Below are 13,265 nucleotides of genomic sequence, written 5' to 3'. Positions count from 1 at the left end.
TCAGGGGCTCTGCCCCTCGGCTTTCAGCCTCACCCCGAGGTATTTTCAGCAAGAAAAAAGGGGCGCCGACTATTGGTGCCCCTTTTGGGTTTTGATCTGGTTCGGCTGCGCCTGAAGCGTTTCAGGATAAACTTGACACATATGTTTGTTCCGAAACGCCCACATCATTGACATTTCTGACTGCGTTTCGACTTTTCCCTGTCTCAGGTTAAAGTCGAAACGTTTTATTGCAGATAATCGGCGCGCTGCAGGCCGTATTTCGCCATTTTCTCGTTCAGGGTGCGGCGCGGCAGGCAAAGCTCTTCCATCACGCCGACAATTGATCCTTTGTGGCGGCGCATCGTGTTGTCGATCAGCATCCGTTCGAACGCTTCCACATATTCCTTGAGCGGCTTGCCCTCGGTGGTCATCACCGGTTGCGCCTCTTCGTGATCATTCATCAACAGGGACGAAATGGTGCCCGATCCACGGCGCGACTGCAGCACGGCACGTTCCGAAATATTGATCAGCTGGCGAATATTGCCCGGCCAGGGCGCCTGCATCAGCTGGGCTGCTTCCTGCACGCTGACGGTGGGGGCGGCGCATCCATATTCCTCTGCGAACTGGTCGGCAAAACCGGTAAACAGCATCAGAATGTCCTCGCCGCGCTGGCGCAGCGGAGGCAGGGTGATTTTCATGGCGGCAAGACGGTAGAACAGATCCGGTCGCAGGCAATCTTCGCAGGTTTTGCCCTGCTCCTGCAGGTTGCAGATTGCGACAATGCGGGTCTCGGCCGGGGTGCCCTGATCGTTGATCCAGGTCAGGAGCCGGGCCTGCAGCGCCATTGGCAATGCTTCGATATCTTCGAGCACCAGGGTTCCCCCCCGCGCCTCTTCGACATAAGGCTGCTGTCCGCCCTCTTCCATGGGGCCAAACAGGCGGCGGCCCAGATCCTCTTCGTCCTGGCCGAGGCAGGGCACCACAACAAATTTCTTTCCCGCTTTTGCCCCAACCGCATGCAGCGCGTGCGCCACCAGGGTTTTCCCGGTGCCGGTTTCCCCCTCGATCAGCACATGACCGTCTGACTGACCGATATCGAGGATATCTTCGCGCAGGCGCGACATGACCGGGGAGGCCCCGATCAGCTTTTTCATGATGGTCGAGCCATCGCCCAGCTCTTTTCGCAACGCGCGCGCGTCCAGCGCCATGCGGCGTTTATGGGATGCTTTCTTGACCAGCCTTGTCATATTGTCGGGGTTGAACGGTTTTTCGAGAAAATCAAACGCCCCGACCCGCATCGCCTCAACCGCCATCGGCACATCGCCGTGACCGGTGATCATGATCACCGGCAGCGAACTGTCCAGCGACATGAGTTTTTTCAGAAAATCCATCCCGTCCATGCCGGGCATTCGAATGTCCGACACCACGACACCCGGATAATCCGCGCCGATGGTTTTCAGCGCATCCGCTGCCGACGGGTAGGTTTCGGTCTGAAATCCCGACAGGGACAGCCACTGAGAAATTGACTGCCGCATATCCTGTTCGTCATCGACGATTGCAATTTTCATTACCTGGGCCATGACCACTCCTCTTTCCCTCACGGGCACTGCATTCATATGGCCACCTTATTCGGCGGCTTCAATATCACTGTCGTCTTCTTTCAGCAGCGGCAACTCGACTTCAAACACCGCACCGCCATCCTGGCCATTACGAGCGGTTAACCGCCCACCGAAATCATTGACAATGCCGGAAGAGATCGCAAGGCCAAGCCCAACCCCGTCTCCGGGGGCCTTGGTGGTGTAGAAAGGCTCAAACAGGTTGTCGAGATCCGTCACCCCATCGCCATTGTCGCGCACTGAAATCAACGCGTAATCCCCGCGGCTGACGATAATATCAACCTGCGGCGCTTCAACCGTCTTGGTCGCGTCAATCGCATTGCGCATCAGATTGATCAACACTTGTTCAAGCCGCAACCGATCCCCCATCACCATAACCGGATCTCGTGGAATATTGCGGGTGATGCGCACCTCGCGGCTTTTCAGTTGAGGCTCCATCATCGACAGCGCGGAAGACACACATTCGCGCACATCCATCGGTTCGAACGCGTCGCCCCCTTTGCGCGCATAGGATTTCAGCTGCTTGGTGATGGCGCCCATGCGCTCAATCAGATCATCGATGCGCTGGAAACTGGACAGGGCTTCGTCAGGCCGTTTGCGTTGCAGCAGCAGCTTGGCCCCTGCAAGATAGGTTTTCATCGCCGCCAGAGGCTGGTTCAGCTCGTGGCTGACGGCAGCGGACATTTCGCCAAGGGCGGCAAGTTTCGAGCTTTGCGCCAGTGTCTGCTCAGCCACCTGCAGGTTCTTCTCAGCCCTTTGACGTTCGGCAATTTCGCGCTGCAACTGGTTGTTCAGCAACCGCAAATCTGCGGATTCCTGCGCAAAGCGAACCGACCGGAACTGGGCCCGGCGGCTGATCAGGTAAAAGGTCAGCGACAGCAGCATGGCAAAGGCCATGATTTCCAGCGACAGAACCGCATTCACCTTTTCACGCACCGAGGCGTAGGAGGTGAAAGACGCAATGCGCCAGCCCTGAAACGGGACCCGCGCCTCCTGCCGCATCACCGCTTCCCCGAGGAACAGCATTTCCGAGGGCAGCGCGGTCCATTCGGCGGAATTGCGGAAATTGCGCCGGATCGCGGCCATTGCCGGGACCGCCTCCAGCGCTTCATTCTCTGGCTTGCCACGCCAGCGGGCTTCGGTGGCCAGGATCACATTCCCTTCGGAATTGGTCACCAGAACAGCGTCCGAGATCCCGGCCCAGCTTTTTTCAAACTTGCGCAGGTCGACCTCGACCACAATCACGCCAATCACCTTGTTGCCGGCTTCAATCTTGCGCGAATAGGTGAATTCATAGGCCCCTGCCTCGGTCGGCACCGCCGAGAACACGGTTTCAGAGCTGCGCAGCGCATCCACGAAATGCGGCTCCGAACGATGGCTTTCCCCAAGCGTTTCCCGATTGGTCGCCGCCACAATCCGCCCATCCCCATCCAGAAGCACAAGCGACTTTGCCTCAATCTCATCCAGATAGGAAATCAGCCGGGCAGAACTATGGGCAAAATCCCCGGAATTCAGGGCGTTGATCAGGGCTGGGTCGCGCGACAACAGAAGAGGCACAACCGAATTGCGCTGCAATTCACTGATCAGGTTGCCGGAATAAAGCGCCACCCGCAGTTCAGCCCGGTTGCGGGTGGTTTCGGTATAGCGTTCGGTCAGCCAGCGATTGGAGAAGAAAATAACCGCAGCGGCCAGACTGACCAGGACCAGCAGCGCCAACCGTCCCCTGAGAGAGACCCCGGGGCGCGGAGCGGGAGCATCAGTCATCAATTTCTGGGTGCGTTTCTGGGTGTTGTCCGCCATGGCGCAAGTTTACGCGCCATGGCCGGGGGTCACAAGACGATCTGCTTAAACAGCCACCACAGCGTCCACCAACGAGCGGAACATTGCCACCCCATCGGTGCCACCATGCAGCTTGTCCACGCAGCGCTCCGGGTGCGGCATCATACCAAGGACGCGACGGTTTTTGGAAATCACCCCGGCGATATCGCCGGTCGATCCATTGGGGTTGTCGGTATAGGTAAAGGCAATCCGCCCCTCGTCACGCAGCTGCGCAAGCTTTTCATCCGTCACGGTGTAATTGCCGTCGTGATGCGCAACCGGTACGGTGATTTCCTGCCCCTGCTCATAGCCGGCGGTGAAATCACAATCCGTGTTTTCCACTTTCAAACCAATCGGTTTGCAGATGAACTTAAGGTTCGAATTGCGCATCAGAGCACCGGGCAGGATGCCGGTTTCAGTCAGCACCTGGAACCCGTTGCAGATCCCGATTGCATAACCACCACGCTCGGTGTGTTTGATCAGCGATCTGGTGATCGGCGACTGCGCCGCAATGGCGCCGCAACGCAGGTAATCCCCAAAGGAGAAGCCCCCCGGCACGCCCACAATATCCAGCCCCTCGGGCAGGTCCGTGTCCTTGTGCCAGATCATCGTCACATCGGCGCCGGCCCGCTCAAACGCCACCGCAAGATCGCGGTCGCAGTTCGAGCCCGGAAATACAATGACCCCCGCTTTCATCACAGCACCTGAATGGCGTAGTTTTCGATCACGGTATTGGCGAGCAGCTTTTCGCACATATCCTTGATCTGATCTTCCGACGTGCCCTCGGCCACATCCAGTTCGATCACCTTGCCCTGACGCACCTTTTCCACACCGTCAAACCCCAGATTGCCAAGCGCATGGCGCACGGCCTCGCCTTGCGGGTCAAGAACGCCGGTTTTCAGCATCACGTCTACACGGACTTTCATCTGCACTTCCTTCTCTTAGCGCTGGACCAAAACTCTGCATGAATTTTGCCCGGGATTTAGGTCTTGCGGCGCCCCACGCGTTTTGCCGGGGCGCCGGAAAGGGATCAGTTGATCAGGGTCGGTTTGGTGTTGGCATGGGTCACGTTCGAGGGCAGCACCCCCAAGCGACGGGCCACTTCCGTATAGGCATCCGTCAGGCTGCCCAGATCACGGCGGAACACGTCCTTGTCGAGCTTCTGCCCGGTCTCGATATCCCAAAGGCGGCAGCTGTCGGGGCTGATTTCATCCGCCAGGATCAGGCGCGGGAAATCACCATCATAGACCCGACCGAATTCGATTTTGAAATCGATCAGCTTGATGCCGACACCAAACATGACACCAGAGAGATAGTCGTTCACGCGCAGCGCCATGTCGACGATTTCCCCCAGTTCCTGCTGAGACGCCCATCCGAACGCCATGATATATTCTTCCGGCACCAGCGGGTCGCCAAGCGCATCATCCTTATAGGAAAACTCGACAATCGGGCGCGGCAGTTTGGTGCCTTCCTCAAGCCCGAGGCGCTTGGCCATGGAACCTGCGGCGAAATTGCGGACAATCACCTCCAACGGCACGATTTCGGCCGCGCGGATCAGTTGTTCACGCATATTCAGGCGCTTGATGAAATGGTTCGGCACACCGATCTGGGTCAGGCCGTTCATGAAGAACTCGGACAGGCGGTTGTTCAGCACCCCCTTACCTTCGATCACGTCTTTTTTCTCGGCATTGAACGCAGTGGCATCGTCCTTGAAATACTGCACCAGAGTGCCCGCTTCCGGCCCTTCATACAGAACCTTTGCCTTGCCTTCGTAAAGTTTTTTGCGCCGTGCCATGGGATCTCCGCCATTGAAGTGCAGCCTGCAGGAGTCACGCGACTCCTGCCTGTTGCACGCGCTATACGCATTTCCTTGCGCTGAGGCAAGAATTGGGCAGAATTATCCCGTGTTTCCTGCTATTCTTGTCAAAACAAATGCAATTTCTGGCCGGTGAGAGCGCTAGCGGGGTTGCGAGACTGGCCCGCGATTGGCATATCAAAGACAACAGAGTATTCACCCAAGGATAGGGAAACCGGAATGACCACTTTTGACGACCGCGAAACAGCTTTTGAAGCCAAGTTTGCTCATGACGAAGAAATGATCTTCAAAGCCGAGGCGCGCGCCAACAAAAAGCTTGGCCTGTGGGCGGCTGAGAAAATGGGCAAGACCGGCGATGAAGCCGAAGCCTATGCAAAAGAAGTCATCGTTGCCGATTTCGAAGAGGCTGGCCATGAGGACGTCGTGCGCAAGGTTGTGGGCGACCTGAACACCGTGACCGCCGAAGAGGTCCGCGCGAAACGCGCTGAGATCCTGGCACAGGTCAAAGAAGAGATGATGGGCGACGCGTAAGCGGCCCACACGGCTCAAAAAGGCGTCCCGCGCGGGGCGCCTTTTTTTTATGTCTGGTCTGAAAAAGGCCCGATCAGAACCCGATCAGGATATGTGTCCCCTGCCCCAGGCCTATGAAAATCTACCTATAAATTGATCTGTTAACGACCTGTTTGCTCCCAGCCCACACAGTGGCACAGGCCGGGAGGCTGATCGGGATGGGCCTGATCAAACGGCAGGCAGGCTTCATGAGCGACTTGAAAAAACAGAACAGACATATCCTGAAACTTCGAAAACTTTCGCAGCGTGCGCGCCCCGTGGCGGAGTTTCCATCGCGCATAATGCAGCCAGCTGAGGAGACCGGGTTGGACCTGATCCGCCTGCTGGTCCGCCAGTTGCTGCCGCTCGGGTTTGCCGTGGCGATCGTTGCCCTCCTGTGGGACCGGATCGCGGGGCTTGATTATGCTTATATCCATGCCTCTCTTGTAACGGTTCAGCCCCATCAATGGGTGGGGGCAGCCCTATTTTCCGCGATCTCCTTCTGGGCCGTGGGGCGATATGACCGTGTGGTGCACCGTTTGATCGGCACGCCCGTCGCCTCCCGTGAGGCGCAGATATCGGGGGCAACCGCAATCGCCCTGTCCCAAACCTTTGGGTTTGGCGTGATCAGTTCTGCCTTCGTGCGATGGCGTATGCTGCCGGAGCTGACTTTGCTCAGGGCATTGCATATCTCGATGATGGTGGCCCTGTCCTTTCTCTCTGCCTGGGCGGTGGTGACCGCGGTGTTCCTCCTGCTCATTCCGGTTGAGCTTGCCGGCATCCACTGGATCCGCCCCTTGGGCTGGGGCGCATTTGGCGGGGCGGGCCTTCTCATGATCCTGTCCCTCTGGCGCCCCGCCCTTTTGTCGCGTTTCAATATGCCTCCCCTGCGCGCCATGGCCGCCTTTGTGGCTCTGGCCGCCCTTGATACGGTTGCGGCAGGTGCGGCCCTCTGGGTGATATTGCCGGAAAACTGCACCATCGGGATCCTGCCGCTGATGGCCGCTTATCTCGTCGCACTCGGGGCCGGTCTGATATCCGGCACACCCGGTGGGGTCGGGCCATTTGAACTGACCCTTCTGGTCCTGCTCCCTCATCTGGAACAAGAGCCGGTTCTGGCCGGTATCCTCGCCTTTCGGGCCGTATATTATGCGACCCCCGCGCTGATCGCCGCTGTTGTGACGATGCGAGGGCCACGCAAAGCTGCGCGCCCGGACGGTGACACCCCCCAATCCGCCAGGATCACCCACATCGCGCGCGCGCCCCAACTGCCCGCCCACCTGCATCATCAGGTGGCAAACGCCCCGCGCGCCGAGGCCGCGCTGCTGCGTCACGGCAACCTGGCCGCAGTTGAATGCGGAGGTGACACGACGGGTCCGGTCTCAACAGGAATGGGAAAATTGTCGGGGCAAAGCCTCATCCTTTTGTCAGACCCTCTGACACCAGACAGCATCACAAAGGATTACCTGCGACAGGCACGCCGCCTTGCTCAGGAGACGTATCGCGCGCCATTTTTCTACAAGATCGGGCCACGCTTTGCCGCTCTGGCCCGCAAAAACGGATGGAAAACCCTACCCATCGCGCGCGAGGCATGGCTCAATCCACAGACCTTTACCACCGCGGGGGCCGAACGTCGCCAATTGCGCCGAAAACTGAGACAGGCCGAAAAAGCCGCACTGCGGGTCCAGTTGGGCGGCAGCAACCTGCCGATCGCGGATATGAACGATATTGCAGAGGCTTGGAGCACTGATCGCGGCGGCCAAAGAGGGTTTTCCATGGGCGTCTGGTCCCCAGCCACCCTGCCCTATGCCCAGGTCTTTCTGGCCTATCAGAACAACCAGCTGGTCGGTTTCATCACCCTGCATACAAACGCGCAGGAGCAGGTTCTGGACCTGATGCGCATGGGCGCCAAGGCACCAGATGGCACGATGCATCTCCTGCTGGTCGCAGCCATCCGGCAGGCGGCGTCAGAAGGATATGATCGCCTGTCACTGGCAGCGGTGCCTTATGAAAAACAATCCACCGAGCCCAAAGTGTTTCACTGGCTTCGCGAGCGGCTGGACCGGATCACCGGGGCGGCCGGGCTGCGCCAGTTCAAGACATGTTTTGCCCCCAATTGGGAAACGCTTTATGCGGCGGCGCCAAAGCGACGTGATCTGGTGACGGGCGCGCTGGATGTTATGCGCGAAATCTCGCGACCGCAGTGATACCGACAATGGACGGGAAACACCCCCGTCCCGCCCTTAGGTTTGCCTGCATGACCCAGACCTGACGCGCCTCCGCTCAGGCCTAAAGCTGGCCCGGTATAAAACCGGATATAAAACGGTCTTCATCATCTCGATGAACGGAATGAATTTGCGCTGTCACGAAATCCGTGGCAGGTAGCACGCAACAGACAATCTGGCGGGCAGATGCCCCCAAGTTTACGCGCGGCGGTCGCCTCGCAAAGATCGGAGACCAATATGGCAGATGCGCTGACAGAGTTGCTTGCAGAACGTGACTGGTTGATGGCGGATGGCGCAACCGGCACCACCCTGTTCAACATGGGACTGACCTCGGGCGATGCACCAGAGCTTTGGAATGTGGACGAGCAGGACAAGATCCGTGCGCTGTATGCCGGCGCCGTCGACGCCGGATCGGACATTTTCCTGACCAACTCATTCGGTGGCAACGCGTCGCGCCTGAAGCTGCACGGGGCAGAAAAGCGCGTTTTCGAACTGAACAAGGCAGCGGCCGAGCTGGGCCGTGAGGTCGCGGATGCCTCTGGTCGCAAGGTGATCTTGGCCGGATCAGTTGGTCCGACCGGTGAAATCATGGAACCGATGGGCAGCCTGACCTTTGATGGCGCGGTCGAAATGTTCCACGAACAGGCCGAAGGTCTGAAAGCCGGTGGCGCTGACGTGCTTTGGGTTGAGACGATCTCGGCCTTTGACGAATACAAAGCAGCTGCAAAGGCGGCTGAGCTGGCAGGCATGGCCTGGTGCGGCACGATGAGTTTTGACACGGCCGGGCGCACCATGATGGGGGTGACCTCAGCTGATCTGGCGCTGAAGGTCGAAAGCCTGCCCAACCCGCCGATTGCGTTCGGAGCCAATTGCGGCGTGGGGGCCGCGGATCTGCTTCGCACGGTTCTGGGCTTTGCCGCTCAGGGCACGGAACGCCCAATTATTGCCAAGGGCAATGCGGGCATTCCGAAATATGTAGATGGTCATATCCACTATGACGGCACCCCGGACCTGATGGGCGATTACGCGGTGATTGCCCGCGATTGCGGCGCACGTATTATCGGCGGCTGCTGCGGCACCACGGCGGAGCATCTGCGCGCCATGCGCGAGGCGCTTGAAACCCGTCCGAAAAGCGATACCCGTCCGACATTGGAAGAGATCGCGGAAAAGCTTGGTGGGTTCTCATCTGCGTCTGACGGCACCGGAGAGGATGACGGGGCACCTGCCCGCCGCGGGCGCCGCCGTCGCGGCTGACACCACCGGATTTCAAATTCAGGACAGGACCCGTGCGGCTGCTCGGGTCCTTTTTGCCATTCCCCCTCAGAACAGAGACAGCTGATCCCCGGATTTTGGTGGAACCCGGAACTGCGTGCAGGACAGAGCGGGCAGGTCCCGGACAAAACCCAACCGGCGGCAGGCAATCCGGAACCGATGAGACAGAAGGCGGGCATATTCGCCCTGCCCGACCATGCGTTGAGTGAACGTGGCGTGATACTCCCTGCCGCCGCGCATGTCACGCATCCGCCCCATCACCCGCTCAGCGCGATCAGGAAACGCCTCAAGCAGCCAGTCCTGAAACAACGGAGACACCTCCTCTGGCAGGCGCAGCAGGATATAGCTCGCGGCCAGCGCACCGGCCTTTCGGCTGGCGGTCAGGATCGCTTCAAGCTCGTGATCGGTCAGTGCCGGCACCACGGGCGCCACCATGACCCGAGTGGGGATCCCAGCGCTGGCAAGGGCCGAGATCATGGCGAGGCGTCGTTTTGGTCCCGGCACGCGCGGTTCCATCCGGCGCGACACATGCGGGTCCAGCGTGGTCAGCGACACACCCACATGCACGAGGTTTAACCGCGCGAGGTCCGACAACAGGTCCAAATCCCGCTCGATCAAGCACCCCTTGGTCACGATTGTGACCGGGTGTCGGTGTTCCAACAGCACGTTCAGGATGCCACGCATCACCCGATAGTCGCGTTCGATCGGCTGATAGGGATCGGTATTGGTGCCAATGGCAATCGGTTTGGGGTGATACGATTTGCGCTGCAACTCAGCCGCAAGCCGGTCTGCGGCGCCTGGCCGGGCGATCAGCTGGGTTTCGAAATCCAAACCGGGGGAATAGCCCAGATAGGCATGGCTGGGGCGGGCAAAACAATAGATGCAGCCATGTTCGCACCCCCGATAGGGATTGATCGAGCGGTCAAATGGCAGGTCGGGAGAGGTGTTTCGGGTGATGATCTGGCGCGGCGATTCGATATGAACCTCGGTGCGCAAGCTGCGCTCTGGCTGAATGTCCCATCCGTCGCAGATCTTTTCCCGCTCAAACGCCTCATACCGCCCTGCCGGATTGCAGGTTGCACCGCGTCCGCGGCGCTGATCAGCTGAAACCTGTCGGAATTTTGATCTTTCCATATCCCCCCATAGAACATTTAGGGAACATTTGAAAGAACCTCACGTTTTCCATGCGAATAAATCATTTGCCTTCGCGTCGTTGAAAGCGCACTCAGTGTCGTAATCGGTTCAGACCGACGCGGCCATTTTGTCGCATTTGTTAAAGAACGCAGAGTTTCAGCCAAGGGAAAAGGCAATCATGTCGGACGAAGAAGATATCATCCTGAGCGAGTTGAACGACGAAGAGCTTGTTCAGCAGATGCACGACGACCTTTATGACGGTCTCAAGGAAGAGATCGAAGAAGGTGTGAATATTCTGCTGGAACGCGGCTGGCAGCCCTACAACATCCTGACCGAGGCCCTGGTGGCCGGGATGACCATCGTTGGCGCCGATTTCCGCGATGGTATCCTCTTTGTGCCGGAAGTGCTGCTGGCAGCCAACGCAATGAAAGCCGGCATGTCGATCCTCAAGCCGCTTCTGGCTGAAACCGGTGCCCCGCGCATGGGTAAAATGGTGATCGGCACCGTGAAAGGCGACATTCATGACATCGGCAAGAACCTTGTGTCGATGATGATGGAAGGCGCAGGTTTCGAAGTGCACGACATGGGCATCAACAACCCGGTCGAGAACTATCTGGAAGCGCTGGAGACCGAGCAGCCGGATATCCTTGGCATGTCGGCCCTGCTGACCACCACCATGCCCTACATGAAAGTTGTGATTGACGCGATGGTCGAAAAAGGCATTCGCGACGATTACACCGTTCTGGTCGGTGGCGCGCCGCTGAACGAAGAGTTCGGCAAGGCGATTGGCGCTGACGGTTACTGCCGTGACGCTGCTGTGGCCGTGGAAATGGCCAAGGACTTCATGTCGCGCAAACACAACCAGGGCGTCGCAAGCTAAGCGCCCGACAAGTTTACGGAACAGGCCCTGCCAGATTGGCGGGGCCTTTTTCGTTTTGCCCCTTCCCTTTCCCCCGCAAAGCCCCCACATTTGCTGCATGAGCAAACTGCGGTATCTTTTCCTTCTCGCATTGGTGATCTCAGCCGGAGGGCTGACGGTTCTGGTGGCTGGGCTGGCCGCATCCTCGGGCAAGCTGGATGGGCAGACTGCGATGGCCGTCTTGCCGCTGATCATGTTGGCGAGCATCGCCTTTCGCGCGCTAAACCCTGACAAGAAAGACTGAATTTTCCACCCGGCAGGTCGAATGCGTGGCGGAAACTGGCGTATTTCCTCTTGCCCGAAATGAGGTCGACAGGAATACTGATCTGACACGCGAACAGAACCGGCCGGGGGCAGACGTCCCATGGCCCAAGGAGGTCCCATGCCCTTTTCCTTGCCATCAGATCCTAGCGACGAGACATTGACGCGGGACGGGCTGGTCCCCCGCGACGAGAAGGGTCAGGTTCTGGTTCTTGCCTGCGGGGCGCTGGCCAATGAAATCCTCGCGATCATCCGCGCCAACAATCTGGATCACCTCACGCTGACCTGCCTGCCCGCGATCCTGCATAACAGTCCGGACAAGATCCCGGCCGCGGTCGAAGAGGCGCTGGACAAACACCAAAGCAATTATGAGAGCGTGTTTCTGGCCTATGCCGATTGCGGCACCGGTGGGAAACTTGCCGAGATCTGCGCCAGCCGCGGGATCGAGATGATCCGCGGCCCGCATTGCTACTCTTTTTTTGAGGGAAATGCCGCGTTTGAAGCCCGCGCGGAGGGTGAAATTGATGTGTTCTACCTGACCGACTTTCTGGCCCGTGGGTTTGAAAGCTTTGTGGTAAAGCCGCTTGGGCTCGACCGCCATCCCGAGCTGCGCGACATGTATTTCGGTCATTATACCCGGCTGGTGTACCTGGCGCAGACGGACAATCCCGAACTCGACGAAAAGGCCCGCGCGGCAGCACAGATGCTTGGGTTGGACTATAGCCGTCAATTGACGGGGTATGGCGATCTGGAAACGGCGGTCCTGCAGGCTTAAGCGTTTCGACTTTAACCTCAGACAGGGAAAAGTCGAAGCGCAGCAAGAGATCTCTATGTCGTGGGCGTTTCGGAATAGGCATGTGTTTCAGGTTTATCCCGAAACGCTTTAAGTGAAGCCCCAAGGGGCTCTGCCCCTCGCGCTGCGCGCTCACCCCGAGGTATTTGACGCAAGAAAAAGCGGCAAATTTCGGGGGGCAGCGGTAGCCCTTCGTGAAATCAAGCCGACAATTTGGTCAGGCGGCTTCGCTGGCGTGAAGGCGAATACGCTCGACCATGGCGCGCACCCCGTTGGAGCGTTGCGACGAAAGATGTTCGTTCAGACCAAGACGCGCCAGTTCAGCCGGGGCATCCACCGCGCCGACCTCGGACAGTGTAAGCCCGTTATAAAGCGCCCCGAGAACCGCAATCAGCCCGCGCACGATCATCGCGTCACTGTCGCCGATAAAGCGAAACACGCCATCTTCGATCATTGGTTGCAGCCAGACCTGGCTGGCGCAGCCTTCCACTTTGGTTGCGGGAACCTTCAGCGCCTCTGCCATTTCCGGCAGGGATTTCCCCATGTCGATCACCGTCGCATAGCGATCTTCCCAATCATCGAGGAATTCGAAATCTTCAACAATGTCTTCAAAAGCTGCGCTGGCCATCTGTCTCTCCGTCAAACGCCCCGATGCCGGGGTTTGGTCCGATTTAGCTAAGCGGTTCGAAGGAAAAGGTCCAGCCCCGCAAAGGTGCTCTTTTCAAACCCTTTTGCATCGGCTACCCCTGTAGCAGACCCTTAAAGCGTTTTGGTTTCGACCTGAGAGAGGACAAGGCAAAACGCGGCAAGAGATAAAACTATTGTGGGCCTTTCGGGATGGGCATCTGTCGCAGCTTTGTCCCGAAACGCTTTAGGAGCTTTG

Annotated in this window: 13 protein-coding genes; 6 read left to right on the top strand and 7 right to left on the bottom strand. The window is 58.6% G+C overall.

The window, feature by feature from the left end; translation table 11 throughout:
* Positions 1–224 precede the first annotated feature (224 nt).
* The 5 genes from XMD517_RS02775 to purC all read right to left on the bottom strand — a co-directional run bounded on the left by XMD517_RS02775 (position 225) and on the right by purC (position 5,208).
* Positions 225–1,559, bottom strand: a complete 1,335-nt coding sequence (locus tag XMD517_RS02775; RefSeq protein ID WP_055191855.1) for a sigma-54 dependent transcriptional regulator — start codon at positions 1,557–1,559, stop codon at positions 225–227.
* A 45-nt stretch (positions 1,560–1,604) separates the two neighbouring features.
* Complete coding sequence (locus tag XMD517_RS02770) at positions 1,605–3,359, bottom strand: ATP-binding protein (RefSeq protein ID WP_173487502.1); 1,755 nt, start codon at positions 3,357–3,359, stop codon at positions 1,605–1,607.
* 81 nt (positions 3,360–3,440) lie between these two features.
* A complete protein-coding gene (purQ, locus tag XMD517_RS02765; protein ID WP_173487423.1) occupies positions 3,441–4,109 on the bottom strand; it encodes a phosphoribosylformylglycinamidine synthase subunit PurQ in 669 nt (222 codons plus the stop codon).
* Positions 4,109–4,339 (bottom strand): phosphoribosylformylglycinamidine synthase subunit PurS, encoded by a 231-nt coding sequence (gene purS, locus XMD517_RS02760; RefSeq protein ID WP_055191851.1) that lies wholly within the window; start codon positions 4,337–4,339, stop codon positions 4,109–4,111. The genes purQ and purS overlap by 1 nt, the downstream gene beginning before the upstream one ends.
* A gap of 104 nt (positions 4,340–4,443) precedes the next feature.
* Entirely contained in the window at positions 4,444–5,208 is a 765-nt protein-coding gene (purC, locus tag XMD517_RS02755; RefSeq protein ID WP_173487422.1) for a phosphoribosylaminoimidazolesuccinocarboxamide synthase, read from the bottom strand.
* A 240-nt stretch (positions 5,209–5,448) separates the two neighbouring features.
* Here purC and XMD517_RS02750 point away from each other — a divergent pair, with 240 nt between their 5' ends.
* From XMD517_RS02750 to bmt, 3 genes are all read left to right on the top strand, one after another.
* On the top strand, positions 5,449–5,760 hold the full coding sequence (locus XMD517_RS02750; protein WP_173487421.1) for a DUF1476 domain-containing protein: 312 nt from the start codon (positions 5,449–5,451) through the stop codon (positions 5,758–5,760).
* Positions 5,761–5,987: 227 nt separating this feature from the next.
* Complete coding sequence (locus tag XMD517_RS02745; RefSeq protein WP_173488087.1) at positions 5,988–7,985, top strand: phosphatidylglycerol lysyltransferase domain-containing protein; 1,998 nt, start codon at positions 5,988–5,990, stop codon at positions 7,983–7,985.
* Positions 7,986–8,240: 255 nt separating this feature from the next.
* On the top strand, positions 8,241–9,257 hold the full coding sequence (bmt, locus tag XMD517_RS02740; RefSeq protein WP_173488086.1) for a betaine--homocysteine S-methyltransferase: 1,017 nt from the start codon (positions 8,241–8,243) through the stop codon (positions 9,255–9,257).
* A gap of 66 nt (positions 9,258–9,323) precedes the next feature.
* On the opposite strand, the gene XMD517_RS02735 is transcribed toward bmt, so the two are convergent.
* Positions 9,324–10,409, bottom strand: coding sequence for a PA0069 family radical SAM protein (locus XMD517_RS02735; protein ID WP_173487418.1), 1,086 nt, complete (start codon positions 10,407–10,409; stop codon positions 9,324–9,326).
* A gap of 178 nt (positions 10,410–10,587) precedes the next feature.
* Between XMD517_RS02735 and XMD517_RS02730 the strand changes: the two genes are divergently transcribed.
* The 3 genes from XMD517_RS02730 to XMD517_RS02720 all read left to right on the top strand — a co-directional run bounded on the left by XMD517_RS02730 (position 10,588) and on the right by XMD517_RS02720 (position 12,364).
* Positions 10,588–11,289, top strand: a complete 702-nt coding sequence (locus XMD517_RS02730) for a B12-binding domain-containing protein (protein WP_173487417.1) — start codon at positions 10,588–10,590, stop codon at positions 11,287–11,289.
* Between the two features lie 97 nt (positions 11,290–11,386).
* Positions 11,387–11,572 carry a hypothetical protein gene (locus XMD517_RS02725; RefSeq protein ID WP_173487416.1) on the top strand — a complete coding sequence of 62 codons (186 nt, stop codon included), beginning with the start codon at positions 11,387–11,389 and terminating at the stop codon, positions 11,570–11,572.
* Between the two features lie 138 nt (positions 11,573–11,710).
* On the top strand, positions 11,711–12,364 hold the full coding sequence (locus XMD517_RS02720) for a DUF1638 domain-containing protein (protein ID WP_173487415.1): 654 nt from the start codon (positions 11,711–11,713) through the stop codon (positions 12,362–12,364).
* A 235-nt stretch (positions 12,365–12,599) separates the two neighbouring features.
* On the opposite strand, the gene XMD517_RS02715 is transcribed toward XMD517_RS02720, so the two are convergent.
* On the bottom strand, positions 12,600–13,010 hold the full coding sequence (locus XMD517_RS02715; protein WP_173487414.1) for a SufE family protein: 411 nt from the start codon (positions 13,008–13,010) through the stop codon (positions 12,600–12,602).
* Positions 13,011–13,265: the final 255 nt, after the last annotated feature.

Origin of the sequence: Aliiroseovarius sp. xm-d-517, assembly GCF_013283135.1 — a bacterium.
Lineage (GTDB): Bacteria > Pseudomonadota > Alphaproteobacteria > Rhodobacterales > Rhodobacteraceae > Aliiroseovarius > Aliiroseovarius crassostreae.
The sequence above is the reverse complement of the archived record's forward strand: the minus strand, read 5'-3'. Positions and strand labels throughout refer to the sequence as shown.

Excerpts from the sequence above, each read along its gene's own strand:
- XMD517_RS02775 (WP_055191855.1), bottom strand. The coding sequence starts at position 1,559 with ATGGCCCAGGTAATGAAAATTGCAATCGTCGATGACGAACAGGATATG.
- XMD517_RS02770 (WP_173487502.1), bottom strand. The coding sequence starts at position 3,359 with ATGACTGATGCTCCCGCTCCGCGCCCCGGGGTCTCTCTCAGGGGACGG.
- purQ (WP_173487423.1), bottom strand. The coding sequence starts at position 4,109 with ATGAAAGCGGGGGTCATTGTATTTCCGGGCTCGAACTGCGACCGCGAT.
- purS (WP_055191851.1), bottom strand. The coding sequence starts at position 4,339 with ATGAAAGTCCGTGTAGACGTGATGCTGAAAACCGGCGTTCTTGACCCG.
- purC (WP_173487422.1), bottom strand. The coding sequence starts at position 5,208 with ATGGCACGGCGCAAAAAACTTTACGAAGGCAAGGCAAAGGTTCTGTAT.
- XMD517_RS02750 (WP_173487421.1), top strand. The coding sequence starts at position 5,449 with ATGACCACTTTTGACGACCGCGAAACAGCTTTTGAAGCCAAGTTTGCT.
- XMD517_RS02745 (WP_173488087.1), top strand. The coding sequence starts at position 5,988 with ATGAGCGACTTGAAAAAACAGAACAGACATATCCTGAAACTTCGAAAA.
- bmt (WP_173488086.1), top strand. The coding sequence starts at position 8,241 with ATGGCAGATGCGCTGACAGAGTTGCTTGCAGAACGTGACTGGTTGATG.
- XMD517_RS02735 (WP_173487418.1), bottom strand. The coding sequence starts at position 10,409 with ATGGAAAGATCAAAATTCCGACAGGTTTCAGCTGATCAGCGCCGCGGA.
- XMD517_RS02730 (WP_173487417.1), top strand. The coding sequence starts at position 10,588 with ATGTCGGACGAAGAAGATATCATCCTGAGCGAGTTGAACGACGAAGAG.
- XMD517_RS02725 (WP_173487416.1), top strand. The coding sequence starts at position 11,387 with ATGAGCAAACTGCGGTATCTTTTCCTTCTCGCATTGGTGATCTCAGCC.
- XMD517_RS02720 (WP_173487415.1), top strand. The coding sequence starts at position 11,711 with ATGCCCTTTTCCTTGCCATCAGATCCTAGCGACGAGACATTGACGCGG.
- XMD517_RS02715 (WP_173487414.1), bottom strand. The coding sequence starts at position 13,010 with ATGGCCAGCGCAGCTTTTGAAGACATTGTTGAAGATTTCGAATTCCTC.